At 43.2% G+C, this 22,723-nt stretch carries 17 protein-coding genes; 12 read left to right on the top strand and 5 right to left on the bottom strand.

Going from position 1 to position 22,723, the window contains the following annotated elements; translation table 11 throughout:
• Positions 1-397: 397 nt before the first annotated feature.
• From VXQ11_RS04575 to VXQ11_RS04565, 3 genes are all read left to right on the top strand, one after another.
• Positions 398-1,618 carry an acetate/propionate family kinase gene (locus tag VXQ11_RS04575; RefSeq protein WP_064094811.1) on the top strand — a complete coding sequence of 407 codons (1,221 nt, stop codon included), beginning with the start codon at positions 398-400 and terminating at the stop codon, positions 1,616-1,618.
• Positions 1,619-1,672: 54 nt separating this feature from the next.
• A complete protein-coding gene (gene pta, locus VXQ11_RS04570) occupies positions 1,673-3,811 on the top strand; it encodes a phosphate acetyltransferase (protein WP_064094812.1) in 2,139 nt (712 codons plus the stop codon).
• A gap of 143 nt (positions 3,812-3,954) precedes the next feature.
• Positions 3,955-4,506, top strand: coding sequence for a GNAT family N-acetyltransferase (locus VXQ11_RS04565; RefSeq protein ID WP_064094813.1), 552 nt, complete (start codon positions 3,955-3,957; stop codon positions 4,504-4,506).
• Between the two features lie 152 nt (positions 4,507-4,658).
• On the opposite strand, the gene VXQ11_RS04560 is transcribed toward VXQ11_RS04565, so the two are convergent.
• On the bottom strand, positions 4,659-4,898 hold the full coding sequence (locus VXQ11_RS04560; RefSeq protein ID WP_064102255.1) for a DUF2171 domain-containing protein: 240 nt from the start codon (positions 4,896-4,898) through the stop codon (positions 4,659-4,661).
• A gap of 720 nt (positions 4,899-5,618) precedes the next feature.
• Here VXQ11_RS04560 and VXQ11_RS04555 point away from each other — a divergent pair.
• Positions 5,619-7,145: a fumarate hydratase gene (locus VXQ11_RS04555; RefSeq protein WP_064094815.1), complete on the top strand. Its 1,527-nt coding sequence runs from the start codon at positions 5,619-5,621 to the stop codon at positions 7,143-7,145.
• Positions 7,146-7,214: 69 nt separating this feature from the next.
• Here the strand turns inward: VXQ11_RS04555 and VXQ11_RS04550 are convergent, their stop codons facing one another.
• From VXQ11_RS04550 to tig, 4 genes are all read right to left on the bottom strand, one after another.
• Positions 7,215-7,931, bottom strand: a complete 717-nt coding sequence (locus tag VXQ11_RS04550) for a DUF2846 domain-containing protein (RefSeq protein WP_416680411.1) — start codon at positions 7,929-7,931, stop codon at positions 7,215-7,217.
• A gap of 170 nt (positions 7,932-8,101) precedes the next feature.
• Positions 8,102-9,412 carry an ATP-dependent protease ATP-binding subunit ClpX gene (gene clpX / locus VXQ11_RS04545; protein ID WP_064094817.1) on the bottom strand — a complete coding sequence of 437 codons (1,311 nt, stop codon included), beginning with the start codon at positions 9,410-9,412 and terminating at the stop codon, positions 8,102-8,104.
• Between the two features lie 29 nt (positions 9,413-9,441).
• Positions 9,442-10,047, bottom strand: coding sequence for an ATP-dependent Clp endopeptidase proteolytic subunit ClpP (clpP, locus tag VXQ11_RS04540; protein WP_064094818.1), 606 nt, complete (start codon positions 10,045-10,047; stop codon positions 9,442-9,444).
• 182 nt (positions 10,048-10,229) lie between these two features.
• Complete coding sequence (tig, locus tag VXQ11_RS04535; RefSeq protein ID WP_064095175.1) at positions 10,230-11,561, bottom strand: trigger factor; 1,332 nt, start codon at positions 11,559-11,561, stop codon at positions 10,230-10,232.
• A gap of 264 nt (positions 11,562-11,825) precedes the next feature.
• Here tig and VXQ11_RS04530 point away from each other — a divergent pair, with 264 nt between their 5' ends.
• The 8 genes from VXQ11_RS04530 (at position 11,826) to rdgB (ending at position 22,615) form a co-directional block, all read left to right on the top strand.
• Positions 11,826-14,003, top strand: coding sequence for a TonB-dependent receptor domain-containing protein (locus VXQ11_RS04530; protein WP_416705520.1), 2,178 nt, complete (start codon positions 11,826-11,828; stop codon positions 14,001-14,003).
• 310 nt (positions 14,004-14,313) lie between these two features.
• Positions 14,314-16,545, top strand: a complete 2,232-nt coding sequence (locus tag VXQ11_RS04525; RefSeq protein WP_044111894.1) for a TonB-dependent receptor — start codon at positions 14,314-14,316, stop codon at positions 16,543-16,545.
• 72 nt (positions 16,546-16,617) lie between these two features.
• The gene (locus VXQ11_RS04520) at positions 16,618-17,301 is read left to right on the top strand and encodes a Fe2+-dependent dioxygenase (protein ID WP_044111892.1); all 684 of its coding nucleotides are present in this window, start codon (positions 16,618-16,620) and stop codon (positions 17,299-17,301) included.
• Positions 17,302-17,733: 432 nt separating this feature from the next.
• On the top strand, positions 17,734-19,431 hold the full coding sequence (gene leuA / locus VXQ11_RS04515; protein WP_416705519.1) for a 2-isopropylmalate synthase: 1,698 nt from the start codon (positions 17,734-17,736) through the stop codon (positions 19,429-19,431).
• Positions 19,432-19,543: 112 nt separating this feature from the next.
• Positions 19,544-20,704 carry a homoserine O-succinyltransferase MetX gene (gene metX, locus VXQ11_RS04510; protein WP_064094823.1) on the top strand — a complete coding sequence of 387 codons (1,161 nt, stop codon included), beginning with the start codon at positions 19,544-19,546 and terminating at the stop codon, positions 20,702-20,704.
• Entirely contained in the window at positions 20,704-21,297 is a 594-nt protein-coding gene (gene metW, locus VXQ11_RS04505) for a methionine biosynthesis protein MetW (protein ID WP_004278415.1), read from the top strand. The genes metX and metW overlap by 1 nt, the downstream gene beginning before the upstream one ends.
• Positions 21,294-21,884 carry a tetratricopeptide repeat protein gene (locus VXQ11_RS04500; RefSeq protein WP_191730370.1) on the top strand — a complete coding sequence of 197 codons (591 nt, stop codon included), beginning with the start codon at positions 21,294-21,296 and terminating at the stop codon, positions 21,882-21,884. Before metW ends, VXQ11_RS04500 begins: the two co-directional genes overlap by 4 nt.
• Positions 21,885-21,988: 104 nt before the next feature.
• Entirely contained in the window at positions 21,989-22,615 is a 627-nt protein-coding gene (gene rdgB, locus VXQ11_RS04495) for an RdgB/HAM1 family non-canonical purine NTP pyrophosphatase (protein ID WP_416680418.1), read from the top strand.
• Positions 22,616-22,723: the final 108 nt, after the last annotated feature.

Below are 22,723 nucleotides of genomic sequence, written 5' to 3'. Positions count from 1 at the left end.
ACAGAAAAATCGACACTGAAACAGAGGGATCAGAACCTTCCGGTCATTTTATTGATGAATCTCTTTATAAAATTGTATGCAAGAACAAAATTTGCAATTTCAGGCGCTAAACTAGAAAATCAATCTGTTGCAAAATAAACGTTAAGCAGGATTTAACATTTTTATTGATCGTATTTTCAGCATCATTTTATTTATAAATGAAAACTATGAACTGATAAATTTTAGTTATTATTATTAACTTGGTCGATAATGCTTAAGTCTAATCTGCTAAAGTCTATCTAGGACAGAAAAAAAACAAATGTTAAAAGATAGGTATTGATCAATATTGCAGCTTCATGGTTTGCAATTGGATCAAGCAAATGGACGAGAATTTTAATTAAAAATTGGGTAATCAATCGTGTCTAAATCAGTATTAGTTATTAATTGTGGCTCTTCTTCAATCAAGTTCGCATTACTTCTTGAGGAGCAGAATTTCCGTATTCATGGTTTAGCTGAAAACTTAGGCACAGAGAATGCTCGTATTAAAGGCGTGACTGTCGGCAATGAGCCGGTGGATATCCACATTCCATTTGCTGACCATAAAAAGGCACTTGAAGTGGGTCTGGAACGTCTGGCCAACTACCGTCCGGACGCGATCGGTCACCGTGTGGTACATGGCGGCAGCCTGACCAAGGCCGAACTGATCAATGACGAAATTATTGAAAAAATCCGTGAAGCAACGCCGCTTGCGCCGTTACACAATCCGGCACACCTGATTGGCATTGAAGCCACCAAACGCTTATTCCCGGAATTACCACAGGTTGCAGTATTTGATACTGCCTTCCACCAAACCATGCCAGCGCATGCTTATCGTTATGCCCTGCCGAAATTTTTATATACTGCTCATGGTGTACGTCGCTATGGTTTCCACGGAACCAGCCATGCCTATGTTTCAGACCGTGGTTCTGAACTGGCAGGCAGCTTCAAGCAAGGGGGCTGGTTAACCGCGCATCTTGGCAATGGTAGCTCGACCTGTGCCGTTTGGAATGGGCAAAGTGTAGATACCTCTATGGGTTTAACCCCACTTGAAGGCATTGTCATGGGCACACGCAGTGGCGATGTCGACCCAAGCCTGCATAGCTTCCTGGCGAAAAATCTGGGTTGGGACATTTATAAAATTGACAAGATGCTGAATAGCCAAAGTGGTCTTTTGGGTCTGTCTGATCTGTCCAATGACATGCGCACCCTGATTGAAGCATCAGAGCAAGGCAATGAAGATGCCAGCCTGGCGATTGAAGTATTCTGCTATCGCCTGGCTAAATCCCTGGCAGCATTGAGCTGTGGTCTGCCACGCATCGATGGTCTGTTCTTTACGGGTGGCATTGGCGAAAACTCGGCGTATATCCGTGAAAAGACCATGAATTACCTGCCTCATTTTGGTTTCAATCTGGATAAGAATGCCAATAATGAACTGAAACGCGGTACCGAAGGCCGGATCGACTCAGGTACAGGCCCACAAATCTGGGTGGTACCAACCGATGAAGAAGGCCGCATTGCCCAGGAAGTTCAGAGTGTTATAGAACTCGAAATCGAGCAACATACTGCAAAAAAGTCTAAAGTTGAGGCAACGCCTGCATAAGCAGGCCCGGCCACTTTTTAACTGATTTCTATTATTTTGCGACTGACATAACTTATGAAAACAATTTTATTGGTACCCACCGGGGAAGGCGTAGGCCTAACTTCTGCCTGTTTGGGCCTGATTTATGCGCTGGAATGCCAAGGGGTAAAAGCTGGCTTCCTCAAACCTTTTGCTCAGGAATTGAATGAAATCGAAGACCGCACCACGGCTTTGTATCGTCATATTTCTCAGAGTGAAACTGTTGAACCCATCCGTTATAGCAAAGTCTTGCAGCAGATCAATCTGGGGGAACAGGATGAACTGCTTGAGGAAGCGGTACGTCTGCATCGTCAAATTGCCAAACAGCATGACCTGATTATTGTCGAAGGTTTGCTGCCAAATACTCAAGACAGTTTTGCCGACGATCTGAATGCTGCATTGGCACAGGCCCTCGATGCCAAAGTTATTGTGGTCAGCAATGCCAATATTCTCAAGCCAAGCCAAACCGCGGATAAAATTGAACATCAGCTTCGTAACTTTGGTGGTGCCAGCTCTACCCGTCTGGCAGGTATCATGTTGATGCGTACCAAGGGCTTGCCTGAAGAATCTGCACAGATTCCTGTCACGCTGAATCCGGATTTACGCCTCAAGACTGAAACTGCAGAATTTATTAAAGCCATTCAGCAGACTCATCCGCATATTGGTTCTGAAAAATTACCAGTGATTGGCTTGGTACCTTTCAGTAAAACCTTAAGCGTACCGCGTATGTCTGATCTTGCTGCATATATTTCTGGTTACTGGATTAATGAAGGCGAAGCCAAGCAGCGCCGTGTACAAAATAGCAGCCTGATTTCAGCCAATATCGAGCATGAACTGCATAAGTTTGTAGCGGGTGAACTGATCATCAGTGCATCCGACCGAATTGATGTGTTACTGGCGAGCAGTCTGGCCAGCAGTAATGGGATTCCTTTGGCAGGTCTGGTGCTGACTGAGCATCATCAGCCAAATGATCATGTGCTGGAATTCTGCCAGACTGCCATCAAGCAAGGTTTACCGATTTTACATACACCACTCAACACATTTGAAACCGCACAAAAACTGGCAAATCTCAGCAATGAAATTCCGGTAGATGATACTGAACGTGCGGATCAGGTCACGCGTTTTGTTTCAAGCCATATCAATCCGGAATGGCTGAATCAAATGTTGAATGGTTCGTATAAGCCACGTCTGTCACCTTCTGCTTTCCGTCATGAACTGGTACAGAAGTCGATTGCCGCAAAAAAACGTATTGTACTGCCAGAAGGAGATGAACCGCGTACCGTACAGGCTGCCGCCATCTGTCAGGCGCGTGGTATTGCACAGTGTATTCTGCTGGCCAAGCCTGAAGCTGTACTAGAAGTAGCCAAAGCGCGCGGCATTGAATTGCCTGAAGATCTGGAAATTCTTGATCCGGATCTGGTGCGTGAAAACTACATCGACAAGATGGTCGAGCTGCGTAAAGGCAGGCTCAACGAACTGCAAGCCCGTGAACAACTGCAAGATACGGTAGTACTTGGCACCATGATGCTGGCGCTGGATCAGGTTGACGGTTTGGTGTCGGGCGCAGTACATACCACCGCAAATACGGTGCGCCCTGCCTTCCAGCTGATCAAGACTGCTCCGGATTATTCACTGGTCTCTTCCGTATTCTTTATGCTATTGCCAGATGAAGTCTATGTGTATGGTGACTGTGCGATCAATCCGGATCCTGATGCAGAACAGCTCGCCGAAATTGCAATTCAGTCCGCCGATTCTGCCAAAGCCTTTGGTATTGACCCGCGTATAGCCATGATTTCCTATTCGACTGGAACTTCAGGTACCGGTGCAGATGTGGAAAAAGTCGCGGAAGCTACACGTATTGCCAAAGAGCGTCGTCCTGATCTGCTGATTGATGGGCCATTACAATATGATGCAGCATCGGTGGAAAGCGTGGGGCGCCAGAAAGCGCCTGATTCACAAGTGGCCGGACGTGCCAATGTATTTATTTTCCCGGATCTGAACACCGGTAACACGACCTATAAAGCGGTACAACGTGCTGCCAATGTGGTCAGTGTTGGACCAATGCTGCAAGGTTTAAATAAACCTGTGAATGACTTGTCACGTGGTGCATTGGTCGATGACATCGTGTTTACCATTGCCTTAACTGCGATTCAGGCCGAGCAGCAAGAAGCTTAATACTTCTTGAATTTTCTTGAATTTAAGTTTTCCAAACCACCTGGTTGAAAAATCAGGTGGTTTTTTTATTAATCATTTTATTTTTTTCTTATGACTGAGCAGATTTTCTATAATCTACACACGGATTATCTCGAAAATAAAAAATGTCGCCAAATATCATTAAACCTATACTTCAGTTAAATGGCGCTCGTATCTACTTAAGGCCTCTAAAAGTTGAAGATGCACCCATTTTCCTGGAGGCTACGCAAGTCGATGAGATTCGTCATATGACAGGCTTAAAGCGGAACTTTAACCTGGCTGAAATTGAAGCCCATATTCGACGCTGCCTTGATCATCCGCTCCGTTATGATTTTGCCATTTGTCTGCAGGCTGATCACCGTATGATTGGGGAATTATCTGTCTTAGAGATTGATCCTGAAAACCTAACAGCAGAATTTCGCATTGCGCTCTCTCAAATCAGGTTCACTAGCCAAGGTTATGGCAGTGAAGCCATCGAGCTCATCAAAACGTGGGCCTTTAAGCAATTAAGATTAAAAACACTATCTTTACAAGTGTTTGGACATAATCCACGCGGGATTCGTGCCTATGAAAAATGCGGTTTCCAAGTGATGGAAGTTAAAAAAGAGGCTTTTGAATACCAAGATAAATATTCAGATGAAATCATGATGCAGGCACGAAATCCCTTATATGAATAAAATAAATGCCGTAAAAAGCTTTGTTACACATAATAAATGCCAGCCTATCAGGCTGGCATTTAGCACTTTAACCGATCAATTCTGTCGGCCTAAACTTATAGCTGGTTTTTACTTTTTCGCCTAAACCAGCATCAATCAGACATCAAACACTTTTACACGGTGGTCCACTGCTGACGCACTTCTTCTGCTGTTTTATTTAAAACTACACTTCCATCTTTGATTTCACTTACCCAACTTAATGGAATTAAATGATGTTCATTATTTTCATCATCACTTCTCGTTAATTTAATTGAATTCTGACCTTCCAGATGATCCACCTTCCCGACTTGAGTACCACATGAAGCAATGACTGAAGCATGTTCTTTAATATCACTTGCATTAAAATTGTTCATTCTACTTGCCTGTTTCTAGAAGTTGAGAAAAACAGTCTAAGCAATAAAAAACGCTGCATGTGTAAGGGTTTTCAGGCTTTGGGTTTTTCTGGGTTAATAATGTAATTCTATAAAATGTGTGAGTTACCTGAGTATTGTGACAAGGGGAAGATGTTTGAAATATTGTTTTTTATTAATATTATTTGAAGATTTGAAGATTTGAAGATTTGAAGATTTGAAGATTTGAAGATTTGAAGATTTGAAGATTTGAAGATTTGAAGATAGCTTAATTCTTTGAGGTCTTAAAATAGGAGAAAGAAGATAAGCTTAGGCTTGCTCTTCTTTCTGACCGTACATCCAAGTTGCAGCGATATATACACAAAAACCAGCTGCCATTAAAATACCTGTAACCATTGTTAGGATCTCCTTTATTTGATAGCTGCATTATGTAAAAGTTTTATGACAGTTATATGACAAGCAGGATTTTTTATATTTTTAAATATTAAATAAAAATCAATAACTTAAATTTATACAAGCTTTATTGAGGTGAAATATAAGCTGAAATATGACAATAAATATGACACAAACTTGTCTTTTTTAATTAAGCCAGCGACCAGAATAAGACGATAAATTGCTTAAACTATAAACTTTTGGCCAATGTCCCTGTAAAACGCCCACAACTGGATTTATTTATCTTATAATTTAGCCCGCTAGCTAACAGCCCGCTCAAGAGATATTTGTATGACCACTATTATCAAGCAAGATGACTTGATCACATCGGTTAAAGATGCGCTTCAGTTCATTTCTTACTATCATCCACAAGACTTCATCCAAGCGATGAGCCGTGCGTACGACCGTGAAGAGAACAAAGCTGCGAAAGATGCAATCGCGCAAATCTTGATTAACTCACGCATGTGTGCAGAAGGCCACCGCCCTATCTGCCAGGATACTGGTATCGTCAACGTATTTGTTGAAGTGGGCATGGACGTTAAATTCGATTTAACCATGAGCCTGGATGATGCAATTAACGAAGGTGTACGTCAGGGTTATTTAGAAAACTCGAACGTACTTCGTGCATCTGTACTTGCTGACCCTGCTTTTGGCCGTAAAAACACCAAAGACAACACCCCTGCTGTAATCTATCACAAGCTTGTACCTGGTAATAAAGTAGATATCACTGTTGCAGCCAAAGGTGGCGGTTCAGAAAATAAATCTAAACTGGCAATGTTGAACCCGTCTGATTCAATCGTAGATTGGGTACTGAAAACTGTTCCGACCATGGGTGCAGGCTGGTGTCCACCAGGTATGCTGGGGATCGGGATCGGTGGTACTGCCGAAAAAGCCATGATGCTTGCCAAAGAAGCATTGATGGAAGAGATCAACATGGACGAATTGCTTCGTCGTGGTCCACAAAGCAAAATGGAAGAGCTTCGTATCGAAATCTTCGAAAAAGTAAATGCTTTGGGTATTGGTGCACAAGGTCTTGGCGGTTTAACCACTGTACTTGATATTAAAATCAAAGATTATCCTTGTCATGCTGCAGGTAAACCAGTCGGTATGATCCCGAACTGTGCTGCGACTCGTCATGCACACTTCACACTTGATGGTTCAGGTGTTGCACATATTCAGGCACCAAAACTTGAAGACTACCCATCTGTGACTTGGGATTCTTCAACGTCTAAACGCGTTGATCTGGACAACATCACGCAAGAAGAAATGAACTCCTGGAAACCAGGCGATACGCTGCTTCTTAACGGTACAATTTACACTGGCCGTGACGCTGCGCACAAACGCATGGTGGACATGCTGAACAATGGTGAAGAACTTCCTGTTGATCTTAAAGGCAAGTTCATCTACTACGTAGGTCCAGTCGATCCAGTTGGTGATGAAGTCGTTGGTCCTGCAGGTCCTACCACTGCAACGCGTATGGACAAATTCACACGTCAAGTTCTTGAAGCGACCGGCATGTTTGGCATGATCGGTAAAGCGGATCGTGGTCCTGCTGCCGTTGAAGCAATCAAAGACAATAAAGCGACTTACTTAATGGCTGTAGGTGGCGCTGCGTACCTCGTGTCTAAAGCGATCCGTGAAGCTGAAGTGGTTGCCTTTGCTGACCTGGGTATGGAAGCGATCTACAAGTTTGTTGTGAAAGATATGCCGGTCTCTGTCGCGGTTGATGTGAATGGTACTTCTATTCATGCCACTGCACCGAAAATCTGGCAAGCTAAAATTGGCAAGATTCCAGTAGTTGATGCTGCTGCGGGCTAATTAAAGCTGTATAAAAAAGCACCCATTTAGGGTGCTTTTTTATTATCTTTCCTCAAAGAACTATCAAAATTACCAAGTCCGCGGATCCCACAGTTTAAAAGGCGTGGTCAATTGCACGTCTAGGCTTGGATCATAAGCAGTCGGTTTAATCTTCTGGGCTTTTTTGCGGATTTTTCCTGTTTGCTGATCCTGTGCAAAAAAGTTAAAACTGTCTGACTTTAACTGGGTAAAAGCAATTTCATTTAAACCCACATTATTCGGCATTAGCATCAGCGGTCCCGGTACACTACGACGGGTGCTGAGATTTTCCTCATCATATTTAATAAAATAGGACTGTCCTGCTTCTACCGTAAAGTCCAGATATTTAGGTGTCTGAAAGTGCAGAGCACCCAAAGGACGGCTAGTACTTAAACGATAAGTGCCTGCAGGTAGCTCGATCCAGTAATGGTGATTATGCAGTAAACTTGGAATGCGATGCTGATTGATAAACAGACTCGCAGCTACAATTTCCTGACGGTTCCATTTTGAATCTGGACGATATAAATAAACAATAGCTGCTTCTTCATGCTGTGGCTTAACCGTTTGGAAATGATGACCCTGTTTCTGGTTCACCCAACCACCAATCGTGAACATGCCTACCTTGTGCTTCTCGACGAAGCCTGGTTTTTTTTCAAGATCAATATTTTTTAAAGTACTGAGCGGCTGTGTAGGTTCAACTACGGCTTTTTTACCGTGACACCCCATCAGCGCCAAACTGCCGATGAGTACGATGGCGACTCCACGCATGCTTATCCCTCACTGCGTCTTTATTCTTGTATGCAAGTGCTTTGCGATATATTTTTTATAACTTTCGGCGTCCACGCCTAGATGTTGAGATTAGCATCTGCTTTTATTTTTGGAAATAAAAAACGTGTGAAAACACGGGGTTTTCACACGTTTCTGACGAATAGCAACTCTCAGGCAGATTTGCTATTCACCACTTTTAAATCAACTTTTGCTGCTGTTTCTGGTTCATCATGTGGTTGACGCTCAGCACGAAACTCTGGTGCAGCTTTACCATTAATTACTGCTTCATTCACCACCACAGTACCTACATCACTACGGCTCGGCAGGTCATACATGGTTTCAAGCAATGAATTTTCCAGGATCGAACGCAGACCACGCGCACCGGTATTACGCTCCAGGGCTTTTTTCGCCACAGCACGTAAAGCCGAGTCTTCAAAGACCAGATCTACATTTTCCATCTCAAACAGATGTTTATATTGACGGGTCAATGCATTCTTTGGCTCAGTCAGAATTTGCATCAGCGCTTCTTCATCCAGTTCATCCAGCGTTGCAATCACTGGCAGACGACCAATAAATTCTGGAATCAGACCGAATTTCACCAAGTCAGTTGCTTCGACCTGACGGAACAGCTCAGACAGCTTTTTGCTTTCATCTTTGTTACGGACTTCCGCAGTAAAGCCAATACCACCTTTTTCCTGACGCTGCTGGACAATTTTCTCAAGACCTGAGAATGCACCACCACAAATGAACAGGATGTTCGAGGTATCGATCTGAATAAATTCTTGCTGCGGATGCTTACGCCCACCTTGAGGAGGAATGGAAGCCACCGTACCTTCGATCATTTTTAGCAAGGCTTGCTGTACACCTTCACCCGATACGTCACGTGTGATCGATGGATTTTCCGACTTGCGGGTAATCTTGTCGATCTCATCGATATAGATAATGCCCTTTTGCGCTTTTTCGACATCGTAATCAGCTTTTTGCAAAAGCTTTTGTACAATGTTTTCTACATCTTCACCCACATACCCCGCTTCGGTCAGTGTGGTTGCATCTGCCATGGCAAATGGAACATCGAGAAGACGGGCAAGTGTTTGGGCCAGCAAGGTCTTACCTGAACCAGTCGGTCCGACCAGCAGGATATTACTTTTAGCAATTTCAACAGAATCATCTGCTTTCTTACCATTGGTCTGCACTTTCAGACGTTTATAATGGTTATATACCGCAACAGATAAGGTTTTCTTCGCTACGTCCTGACCAATCACATATTGATCCAGCGCCGCACGGATTTCATGCGGTTTCGGCAAAGGACGGTTCGCCCAGTCATTGGTTTCTACCTGCTGACTGGTTTGAACCAAATCTAAGCATACGTCCACACATTCATTACAAATGTATGCGTCCTCGCCTGCAATCAGCTTTCCGACTTCAGACTGCGTTTTACCGCAAAATGAACAATGCTTTTGTCCTTGAGGATGTTCGGACATATTTACTCCAATATCTCAATCTTTAAAACTTATGGACGTTTAGTAAGTACTTCATCCACAAGACCGTACTCTTTCGCTTGCTGAGCAGTCATAAAGTTGTCACGGTCTGTATCACGTGCCACTTTTTCATATTCCTGACCACTATGTTCAGCCATTAAACGGTTTAAACGTTCTTTAATGAACAGAATTTCACGTGCGTGAATTTCAATATCTGATGCCTGGCCTTTAAAACCACCTAAAGGCTGGTGAATCATGACGCGGGCATTTTCCAGGCAATAACGCTTGCCTTTGGTCCCTGCATTCAGCAGGAATGCCCCCATTGAGGCTGCCTGACCCATACAATAAGTCACGACATCCGGTTTAATAAACTGCATGGTATCGTAGATTGCCATGCCAGCTGTCACCGAGCCACCCGGTGAATTGATATATAAATGAATATCTTTATCTGGGTTTTCCGCTTCCAAAAACAACATTTGCGCAACGATCAAGTTGGCCATATTGTCTTCAACTTCACCTGTTAAAAAAATTACCCGCTCACGTAAAAGGCGTGAATAAATATCAAAAGAACGCTCACCACGAGAGGATTGTTCTACCACCATTGGCACTAAAGCGTTTTCAATCGTTGGAACATACATAGGTTTATTTATTCCTAAATTTTTGTGACTTAATCCATAATTACAATATGAGGGATAATCAATGAAATTGCAAAATAATCGCCAATAAATCTCTCATATTTTTTGCATTAGTTTTGTGAAAAACAGATATATCAATAATATGAAAAAAGGCGCACGAAGCGCCTTTTTATGGAAAGCTAAAATTAGCCTTGTTGACGAGCCTGTTGCTCTTTCAATAAGTCTTCATAGCTTACAGTTACATCAGTCACTTTCGCAGAGTTCAGAATGTAGTCAACCACTTGATCTTCAAGTACTACAGCTTCGATTTGAGCACGTTGCTGCTTGTCATTCTTGAAGTATTCGATCACTTCGTTTGGATCTTCATAAGAAGAAGCCATGTCTTCGATGTAAGCTTCTACACGTGCTTGATCAACTTCGATTTTCGCATCAGCAAGTACTTTGCTTACTAGCACGCCAAGTTTCACAGATTTTTCAGCCTGTTCTTTGAACAGATCATCTGGAAGCATGCTTGAATCAAATGCTTTCGCGCCTTGAGCACCAAACTGTTGAGTGAACTGCTGGATCATTTGTTGACGTTGACGGTCAATTTCCTGAGCAAGCATGGCAGCTGGAAGTTCAACTTCGTTTGCAGCAACCAGTGCATCAAAAGTTGCGCCTTTAACCTGGTTGCGCAGGCCGTTTTTCACTTCACGTTCCATGTTTTTACGAACGTCAGCTTTCAACTTCTCAACGCCTTCTTCTTCAGATACACCGAAGATTTTCAGAAATTCAGCATCAATTTCTGGAAGTTTTTGTTTTTCAACAAGCTTCACAGTAATTTTGAATTGAGCCTGTTTACCAGCCAGGTTTTCAGCTTGATAGTCTTCAGGGAAAGTAACATCAATCACTTTCTCTTCGCCTTTCTTCATACCGATGATGCCATCTTCGAAGCCAGGAATCATACGACCAGAACCTAGAACAAGTTTGAAGTCTTCTGCAGAACCGCCTTCAAATTTTTCGCCGTCGATTGAACCTTCGAAGTCAAAAGTCACTTGCATGTCTTTTTTCGCCATGCCTTTGGTTTCAGCCCAAGAAGCGCGTTGTTTTTGAAGATTTTCAATCATCTTCTCAACATCTTTGTCATTCACTTCTGAAGCTTTGCGTTCAACTTCCAGGCCTTCGAATTTCACGTCAACTTCTGGATAAACTTCAACGGTCGCTTCATAAACTAAAGCGTCGTCTTTCATTTCAGTTTTTTCAATGTTCGGCATGCCTACAGCATTGATTTTTTCTTGCTGGATCGCTTCGAAAACTGTATCACGAATGATGTCGTTGACAACTTCTTGGTAGATACCAGCGCCGTATTCACGACGAACAACGTTTACAGGCACTTTACCTGGACGGAAGCCGTTGATCTTCGCAGTTTTAGCAGTGCGTTTTAAACGAGCTTCAAATTGCTCATTAATACGGCTCGTCGGTACAGAAACATTTAAACGACGGGCAACGCCCGAAACCGCTTCAGAAGTTACTTGCATGGCTTCCTCTATATATTTGGTAATAACAGGTTTATAAAAATGTGCCACATTATATGACAACATTTAAGGATATACAAAAAATACGCGCGAGTTCCAGCTTTTAAGTCTTTTTTATTCGAATTGCTACCCTTTCAGATATTCAGTCAACCCCACTTAAATGCAGAAAATGTATATTTTTATTGCAAATGATAAGTACTATCATTAATATCCAGTTTCTTATTTGAGCAACAATACTAATTTATTCTTCGGTTCGGGAATTTGGTCATGCATAGTTTTAGTCTTCGTCCGCTTACATTGGCAATTTTGGGAGCCACAGCAACATCTGCTTTTGCAGAGACACATAGCCCCTCAAACATCCCAACTACCACCTTGTCTACCATTGTAGTTTCTGCATCGGGGTTTGAACAACAATTAAAAGATGCCCCTGCCTCAATTAGCGTGATCACTCAAGAAGATATTCAACGTAAGAATGCCACCAATATTGCTGACCTGTTGGTTGATGTCCCTGGAGTGGATGTGCGTAATGGCGTAGGCAAAACTGCAGGACTAAATGTCAGCATCCGGGGTATGAATGCTGATGACACCCTTATTTTGATTGATGGTCGTCGCCAAACAACTTCTACCGATGTTACCCCGAATGGTTTTGGTGAAGCAGCGACAGGCTTTATGCCCCCTCTTTCAGCCATTGAGCGTATTGAAGTCATTCGTGGACCTATGTCGACCCTCTACGGTTCAGATGCCATGGGTGGTGTGATTAATATCATTACCAAAAAAGTTTCAGACGAGTGGAATGGGAACGTTACTGTCAGTGGCAACGTTATGGAGCATGGTGCTGAAGCAGATTCCTGGAAAACCAGCTTCTTGGTGAATGGTCCATTGGTCAATGATGTGCTTGGTCTGCAACTTCGCGGCAGTTATTATGACCGGGGCCAGTCTGAGCGTGTCGAAGGTTCAACTGGCCGTGATCCACGCCCGACCACCGCACATAATTATGATGTAGGCGGTAAACTTACATACAAAGTAGATGATCAAAATGCCTTGTGGCTTGACTCATTCTACAGCCATCAAAACTATAAGAATGAAAATAGCCGTTTAGGTACTTTAGATACTGCAACAACAGCAAATGGTTATAAAGATAAATTAATTTTTGATCGTACCCAGTTTGCAATCGGGCATGATGGCGACTATAGCTTTGGTCAGTGGAATACTTATATCAGCCACTCAGAAACTGAAACCAAAGGTCGTACGATACCTTCGGCTGCATTACCCGTCGGAAATGCACAAATTGGTGCAGATCGTGTGTTAAAAAATACCGATTTAATTGCAGACAGCCATATTATTTCAACTTTGGGTGCGCATAAGCTCACTGTGGGTACGGAATACAAAGAGCAAACCAATAAAGATAATATCGCTCTGTATTCGACTGGTGTAGACGAATTCGATAAAAAATCCTGGTCAGTGTATGCTGAAGATGAATGGCGTCTTTTGGATAGTTTAAGTTTAACTTATGGCGGTCGTTTTGAAGATCACTCCGGTTTTGGCGGTCATTTTAGTCCACGTGCCTATCTAGTCTGGAATACCAATGACATGCTGACCGTGAAAGGTGGTGTAAGCACAGGTTATAAAGCACCTTCTGCGAAAGCCCTTTATGACGGCGTTGTTGGCCTCAGTGGACAGGGACAAAACCTGACATTTGGTAATCCGGACTTAAAGCCTGAAACCTCAACCAACTATGAATTAGGTTTTAATTTACAGCCGACAGATGATATCAATTTCACGGCAACCGGTTTTTACAACCAGATTAAAGATGCGATTGTTTCAGAGAATCTTCCTGTATCCGCTGAATGCTTGACTGCAAGCTCATGTTCAACCAGCGTGAATGCGAATAAAGCCAAAGTTTATGGTGCAGAAGCAACTCTGCAATACAGCATTTTGCCTGAATGGGATATGAAAGCTGCCTATACCTATACCAGAAGTGAAATTACGGATGGAGAAAATGAAGGCACTTATTATAATAACCAACCGCGTAATGCCTTTAACCTGACTTCAACATGGCATCTGGTGCCTGCGGTAGACCTATGGTTACAGTACGAATATAAATCTGATCGTCAACGCTTCCTGACTACGCCAACAGCACCTGCTTCAGGTTTAGGCTCAAGCGACTATGAAGAATATAAATTATTTGGTGACAAGTTAGCGGGCTATAGCGTATTCAACCTCGGTGCAAGTTATACCGTCAGTGATCAATTACGTCTGAATATGGCTGTGAACAACCTGCTGGACAAAGATTTTACCGAAGGTGCAAAATCATATGAATATTTAGACAACCGTGGTCGTCTACAAACTGCCACCGGTTATAAATATTTAGATATCGGCTCTAGTACAACAGGTACTTATATTCCAGGCCGTAACTACTGGTTATCTGTTTCATACGACTTCTAATATAAAAGTCATGATTCAAAACCCTGCTTCGGCAGGGTTTTTCTATCGCTCAATGAATACTCCATGAAACCTCCCTAATTTGTGCCCTTCTAATAAACATCATTATTCTCAATAAAAAGTTAACAATCAGCTTTATTTATCAATATTTATTAAAATCAATTGTTTAATCAAGTATTGATATAATATTACATTTGAAATCTCATTTAATATTTTCTTAAAGATCATGAATTCCTATGACAAAAGGATAAAAATAAAAACAAGAATCATTATTATTCTCATACTTTTTTAATATTCATTTTTTAGGTTTAACATGACCTTCATTAAAACACGTAAAAAAATCGTTTCCTCTGCAATTGTTTCATCTTTATCAATGGTGGCTGGATCTGCGATGGCAGAAGAACAGGTGATCCAGTTAGAGACGATTCATCAAGAAGTCAAAGCTGAACCGGCACCTAGCTTCAAAGTAAGCCAATCTGCAAACAGCAAATTTGTAGCGCCTTTACTCGATACCCCCAAGTCAGTTTCGGTCATTTCAAAACAGTTAATTGAAGATACACAAGTCACTACCTTAAGTGATGCCTTGCGTACAGTTCCAGGGATTACCTTGGGCGCGGGTGAAGGTGGCAATCCAAACGGTGATCGTCCTTTTATTCGGGGTTATAATTCTGAAAGCTCCATGTATGTAGACGGCGTACGCAACGCCACTTCACAGAACCGTGAAATGTTTGCTGTCGAACAGGTTGAAGTCACCAAAGGTTCTGCATCTGCCATGGGCGGTGCAGGAACGACTGGTGGTAGTATCAACATGATTTCTAAAGTTGCTAAAGCGGGTGACTTTCTAGAAGGTTCTGTCGCTGGTGGTACTGACAACTATCAACGCATAACTTTGGATGGCAATAAAGATTTTGGAAATGGTATAGCAGCACGTGTGGCCGTGATGGGTCACCATAATGAAAAAGCTGGCCAGAAAAATGGTGCCGAATATAAACGTGCCGGTATTGCACCGAGTATTGTATTTGGTCTGGACACCCCTACCCGCGCGACTTTAAGTTATTACTATTTAAAATCGGATGACACGCCGGATTCAGGGGTTCCTTATAAGTATGATGCGGCAAAAAAAGCTACCGTCGGTAAACCTGTCGATGTAAAACAGGGCATTTATTATGGTTTATTAAGTCGTGATTTCCAGAAACAGGAAAATCAGATCGGTACCCTCAAACTGGAACACGATTTAACGGATAACCTGACCCTGAGTAATACAGCGGTATATAGCTCTGCCAAAAATGACTACTTATGGACCCAGCCAGATGACTCCAAAGGTAACGTGCTGAATGATAAAGTCTGGCGTCGTATAAACTCACGTATTACTGATACCAACATCTTTACCGACCAGCTTGCTTTGACAGGTAAGTTTAATACAGGTGCATTCAAGCATAGCTTTAATATAGGTGCAGAGTACTCAGATCAAAAATCTGACAAAGGTAACTACTTAACAAGTTATCCAGGCTATCCAGGTACCACTACAGGTGGTTTCAACAGCGACTGTGCTATCAACGATGCATGGTGTACATCATTAACTAACCCAGACTCACGTGATCAATGGTTGGGCTCTTCCGCAGCCAACAAAAATCTCACGACAACCACGACCGAGACTACATCTGTCTATCTCTTAGATAATATCGAGTTTAGCCCGCAATGGTTATTAGATTTGGGTTTACGTTGGGATAAATTTGATACCAAGCAAACCACAAATGCGACTGGCGACTCTATTGAAAATAATACCAACTTCCTGACCTATCAGGCTGGATTAATCTTTAAACCTGTTGAAAATGGTTCTATCTATGCAAGTTATGCGACTTCTGCCAATCCGGTCGGTGTAGATGGCGGGGATGGTTCAGAAGCAATTGGCCAAGCCTATATGGACTTAGATCCAGAAGAGAGCCGTACCTTTGAAATCGGTACAAAGTGGGATGTGTTAAATGAAAGACTGAATTTAACCGCTGCCGTGTTCCGTACTGAAAAACAAAATACGCGGATTCAACTGGATGCTACTACATATACCAATGGCGGCGAAACCCAAGTAGACGGTCTTGAGCTGGGCGTAAATGGCCAAATTACGGATAAATGGGCTGTATCTGCTGGTTATACTTATCTCGACAGTGAAACTGTGAACCCAGGCCCATCCTGTAACCGTCAAGGGGTATGTACACCTGACAATCCTGCCAAAGGTAAGCAAATGCAGAATGTACCTAAAAATTCTGCAACCCTTTGGACTACCTATGCTGTAACACCTGCTTTAACTTTAGGTGCGGGTGCTGTTGCAATGGATAAAGTTTATGGGGATGCAGCCAATACCAAGTGGGTTCCAGGTTATGTCCGTTATGATGCCATGGCGCGTTATAACGTGAATGAAAATGTTGATTTGCAATTAAACGTCAATAACCTGTCTGATGAACGTTACTTCACTAAAGCTTATGCCTCTCACTATGCCACTGAAGCAGAAGGCCGCAGTGCAGTGCTGGCAGTCAACTTTAAATATTAATTCAATATAAGCGCATAGCCTCCTGATGGGAGGCTATGCTATTTTGAAAATGCAATTATTCGAGGGTTTCCAGTGCTGCATCATATTCCAAATGTACTGAGCAAAGAACAGGTGCAATATTTCCGTGAGGAGATGAAGAAGATTGAGTGGGTCAATGGAAAAGTCACCGCTGGTACACTCTCTGCCAGCGTGAAACAGAATCAGCAATTACCTGAAGATCATCCACTCACTCATCATCTCAGCAATATTATTCTGGAATCCCTGGGACAGCATGCTTTATTTTTATCAGCTGCAATTCCTCTGGATATTATTCCTCCTCTGTTTAACCGCTATGAAAATAATGAATCTTTCGGCTTTCATGTCGATAATTCGATTCGTCGTATTCGCGGGAGCAATGAACGCCTCAGAACGGATTTATCCTGTACGGTTTTCCTGAGTGAGCCGGAAGAATATGTCGGTGGTGAACTGGTGGTCGAAGACACTTACGGTTATCACGAAGTGAAACTGCCTGCTGGCGATATGATTCTATATCCGTCGACCAGCCTGCATGAAGTCACTCCGATTACTTCTGGTTGCCGAATAGCCTCTTTTTTCTGGGTACAAAGTATGATTCGGGATGATGCAGAACGGCATATGCTGTTTAATCTGGATCAGAGTATTCAAAATCTGAGAATTGAGCTAGGTGATCAGCACGCCGAAGTCATGAAACTGACCAATCTGTATCATAATTTAATGCGTAAATGGGCCGAGCTTTGAAAGCCAGCATGAATTTAGTGATCTGTGAACATAAGCAGATTTATTTTTTGTAAAAAAAATACTGCATCACCGGGCATTTAAGTGTAAAAAATCATGCATTAAGTTTAAATTAAGAAAATATAAAATAAAATATTTAAAATTATTGAAAATATTTTCCATGACTTAAACTTTATAAGAAAATCTTTATTGAGATACGACTAAAATCCATAAAAAAAGCAAAAACTTTTCGATTTAACTGGATTAAACTAAATTGTATAAGTGATACATGCAGGTTTTGTGGTTAAAACTAAATTTCACATATTTCGGAAGTTTTTTAGTTTTAATCCTGGTTCCAACCTGCATGAAAATGATTATAGACAAAATCTATTCCGCAACCTTTGCCAGTGCTTCAACCAAACACAGGCTGTATCAGGTTACACAAGGAGCTCTCTCATGATGTTGGCTGATCCAAGTAAAAAATACCGTCGCATGTATCAACGTGTGGACTTACCAGACCGTCAATGGCCGAATAACGAAATCAATAAAGCGCCAATCTGGATGAGTACCGACCTGCGTGACGGTAACCAAGCGATCTTTGAGCCAATGAACATGGAGCAGAAATTCAAGATGTTCCAGATGTTGGTAAAAATCGGTTTCAAGCACATTGAAATCGGCTTTCCATCAGCTTCGCAAATTGACTTCGATTTCACCCGTAAATTGATTGAAGAAGATCATATTCCGGATGACGTTTATATCGAGGTATTGGTTCAGGCACGTGATCACTTGATACAACGTACCTTTGAGTCTTTACAAGGTGCGAAACGTGCCATTGTGCATATCTATAATTCCAACTCGCCGACATTCCGCAACAAAGTCTTGAATGTTGATGTAGAAGGTGCAAAACAGCTTGCCATTAATGCTGCACAAAAAGTGAAAGAATACGCCGCAAAACAGCCGGAAACTGAATTTATCTTCCAGTACAGCCCGGAATGTTTTACAGCAACCGAATTAGAAGTTGCAAAAGATGTCTGTGATGCTGTGACTGAAATCTGGGAAGCATCACCGACCAATAAAGTCATTTTGAACTTGCCTGCAACCGTAGAGGTTTCAGGACCACACATCTATGCCGATCAAATCGAATGGATGCACCGTAACATCGAGCGGCGTGACGGCGTGATTATTTCAGTTCACTGTCACAATGACCGTGGTTGTGGCATTGCCGCTTCAGAATTGGCGATTATGGCCGGTGCTGACCGGGTTGAAGGCTGCGTATTTGGGAATGGTGAACGTACCGGTAACGTTGACGTGGCTGCGATTGCCTTGAACATGTACACCCAAGGTGTAGCACCGAATTTGGATTTCTCCAACATCAATGAAATCATTGCGACTGTGGAAGAATGTACCGGTTTACCTGTGCACCCGCGTCATCCATATGCCGGCGATTTGGTCTTCACTGCATTCTCGGGTTCGCATCAGGATGCGATCAAAAAAGGTTTCGAGTTCCAGAAAAACGAAGAAATCTGGGATATGCCGTATTTGCCAATCGACCCGAAAGATTTGGGCCGTGATTATGACGCCGTAATCCGTGTGAATTCACAATCAGGTAAAGGTGGTATTGCCTACTTGTTAGAATCGAACTACAACGTGATCTTGCCGCGTCGTTTACAGATTGAATTCTCTCAGATCGTACAAAAACGTACCGATGAACAAGGCACTGAAATCAGCGCGACCGAAATCTGGAAGTTATTCAAGGAAACCTATGTGAATGCTAAAAACGTTCACTATTCTGCGAAAAACTACAAATTGTCAGATGATAACGGCAATCAGGTGATTGAGCTTGACCTTGAAATTGACGGTCAGTCCCGTCGTATCCGCGGTGAAGGCAATGGTCCAATTTCTGCAATTCTGGATGCACTTCAGTTGCCAATTGATGTCGTAAACTATGAAGAGCGCAGCATCAGTTCAGGTGCCCATGCCAAAGCATTGGCCTTGATCGAACTTCAAGTGAAAGGTACCGGTAAATCTGCCTTTGGTGCAGGGGTACATGACAACATCGTGACCTCTTCCATCGAAGCGATTATCGCATGTACCAACCGTCTGATTGATCAGGGTGTGTTAAGCACTGATCAGGTGATTGCTGCTGCCGTCTAAACACGGTATTAGAATTAGCAATAATCCATAGCATTAAAAAGACTTTAGAAGGATACCTGCAAATGGTATCCTTTTATTATTCATACTCAAGATTTTAAGGCGAATCCCTCCCGTGTCTTTTCCAGCTGACTCAGTGGGCATTGTTGTCCCACAAAAGTTCCAATTTGAAGAGCCGTTAGAGCTTGAATGCGGTCGCATCCTTCCCCGTTTTGAACTGATGGTTGAAACTTACGGCGAACTCAATGCCGATAAGTCCAATGCTATTTTGATCTGCCATGCGCTTTCCGGGCATCACCATGCTGCAGGCTATCATCATGAAGATGATAAAAAACCCGGCTGGTGGGATTCATGTATTGGCCCCGGCAAAGCCATTGATACGTCAAAATTCTTTGTGGTTTCACTGAATAATATTGGTGGCTGTAATGGCTCTACCGGCCCGACCTCACCCAATCCTGAACATGATAACCGTCCTTATGGCCCGGATTTTCCACTAGTTACGGTTCGCGACTGGGTCAAAACCCAGGCCCTGCTCTCTGACCGTTTAGGGATTGATACCTGGGATGCCATCATTGGCGGTTCACTGGGTGGCATGCAGGCATTGCAATGGTCCGTGGATTATCCAAACCGTTTAAGAAAATGCGTGATCATTGCCAGCGCTCCAAAGCTTTCTGCACAGAATATTGCCTTTAACGAAGTGGCACGTCAGTCGATTTTGTCAGACCCGGATTTCCATAATGGTCGTTATCTGGAAAATGACAGCTATCCAAAACGTGGCCTGATTCTGGCGCGTATGGTGGGCCATATTACTTACCTGTCCGAAGAGGCCATGAAGCAGAAGTTTGGCCGCGATTTGAAATCAGGCAAATTTATGTATGGTTTTGACGTTGAATTTCAGGTCGAAAGCTATTTGCGTTATCAGGGCGAGCAGTTCAGCCGTAACTTCGATGCCAATACCTATCTGATCATGACCAAGGCACTGGATTACTTTGATCCGTCGCGTGAATATGAACAGTCGCTTAAAAAAGCCATGGCCAATACCCAGTGCAAGTTCCTTGTAGTGTCATTCACCACTGACTGGCGTTTTACCCCTGCCCGCTCACAGGAAATCGTGGATGCCTTGATCAGCAACCACAAACCTGTCAGCTATCTGGATATTGATGCGGAACAAGGTCATGACTCCTTCCTGTTCCCGATTCCGCTCTATGTAAAATCTTTGCGTGCATTTCTCGGGGGTGAAGAACACCTTAAAGCAACACCGAAGGAGACCATATAATGCGTATCGATCAACAACTCGCTGAAAAGTGGATCAAGCCGGGTTCTAGCGTACTCGACCTTGGTTGTGGTGACGGTGAACTGCTGGCACAAATGAGCAAAAAGCACGATATTCGTGCATACGGATTAGAAATTGATCAGGAAAAGATTGCAATTGCAGTCAGTCGCGGGTTAAATATCATCCAGCAAGACTTAAACCTCGGCTTAAGCCGCTTTGCTGACCAGTCTTTTGACAATGTGGTCATGGCACAAGCTTTGCAAGCTGTAGATGCGCCTGACGTATTATTACGTGATATGGTGCGTGTGGGGAAACAGGCCATTATTACCTTCCCGAACTTTGCGCATTGGAAGACTCGTTCTTTCTTGGCAATCAAAGGGAGAATGCCGGTTTCTGAAGCCTTGCCGTATATGTGGTATAACACCCCGAATATCCACTTATGTACATTTCGTGATTTTGAAGCACTTTGTGCGGAAAATAATATCAAAATTATTAATCGACTCGCTGTGAACGGGAATCAAGAAGATAGTTTGCTGAGCAAGCATCTCCCTAATCTATTTGGTGAAGTCGCAATTTATCGAGTGAGCGCGCTATGAAAAAATTATTATTAAGTACGACGCTACTGGCGGGACTTTTTGGCATGCAAGCCCATGCAGATTATGTTGCACCTAGTCCATCTGTTGCCAGTCAAGCGGCTCAGTATTCCATCATGGATATCAACAGTCTGACCAAAGCAGCGAAAGCTGGTCAGGCCGGTGCACAGTTTTATCTGGCCACCAAATACCAGTATGGTAAAGACATTCAAAAAGATGAACGACAGGCCTTTGCCTGGTATAAAGCTGCTGCGGATCAAGGTCTGGCAGTTGCACAGCTGAATGTTGGCCGTATGCTGGCCGATGGTATTGGCACCAGAAAAGATGAAACGCTGGCACGTCAGTATTTTGAAAAAGCCGCTAGCCGTGGCGATAACCGTGCCAGCTTTAACCTGGCAATGATGGAAGAGAAAAAGAAAAACTATATGGGTGCTTACCAATGGTATGAACTGTCTACCCGTGATGGCATGCTCGACAATAAGGTGATTACGCTATCGGAAGGCAGAAAAACTGCCTTGGCGGCGAATTTAACCCAAGAGCAGATCCGTCAGGCACGTGACCGTGCCGACAGATGGATTCAGGCACAATAAGCTGAATGGTATAAATAGCACCTTCGGGTGCTTTTTTATTGCCGCAAATTCTTCATCCATTGCTAAAATAGCACCCATTCTTTATCTAATAATGAGTTTTTGACATGGCTGCAACTGACTGGTTATCCCAAGGTACACTGGTATTGGCGAGTAATAACAAAGGTAAAATTGCCGAGTTTGAAAAACTGTTTGCCGAGCTGCAACTGCCGGTTGAAGTCGTGGCCCAGGGAAAATTGAATATCGAAGATGCGATCGAAGATGGTCTAAGCTTTGTCGAAAATGCGATTATTAAGGCACGTCATGCTTCTAAAATTTCCGGAAAACCTGCTATTGCAGATGATTCAGGCATTTGTGTGCCGGTTCTCGGAGGCGCTCCCGGCATTTATTCGGCTCGTTATGCCGGCGAGCATGGTAACGATGCCGCCAATAATGAAAAACTGCTGGCCGATCTCAAACCCTTACGCCAAGAGGGTGAAACAATTGAGGGTATGTTTGTTTGTGTACTGGCACTGGTCCAACATGCCGAAGATCCCTTACCGCAAGTCTTTCAGGGTATCTGGCACGGGGAAATTCTGGAAGCTGCGCGTGGTGAAAATGGTTTTGGCTATGACCCGTTGTTCTGGTTACCAGAACTGGGAATTTCCAGTGCAGAAATGAGCAAAGAAGAAAAGAATAAAATCAGTCATCGTGGTCAGGCGATGCAGTTGTTCAAGGCAAGTTTGGCGAAGTAAGTTCCGCCTCTCATTACCCCCTCTCCCTTTGGGAGAGGGCTGGGGTGAGGGATTTTTAAAATACACCTCTCCCTAACCCTCTCCTTAAAGGAGAGGGAAAATCATCCT

Origin of the sequence: Acinetobacter sp. 197 (genome assembly GCF_048148385.1) — a bacterium.
GTDB classification, from domain to species: Bacteria; Pseudomonadota; Gammaproteobacteria; order Pseudomonadales; family Moraxellaceae; genus Acinetobacter; species Acinetobacter pecorum.
This window is presented reverse-complemented; position numbering and strand designations above follow the sequence as displayed.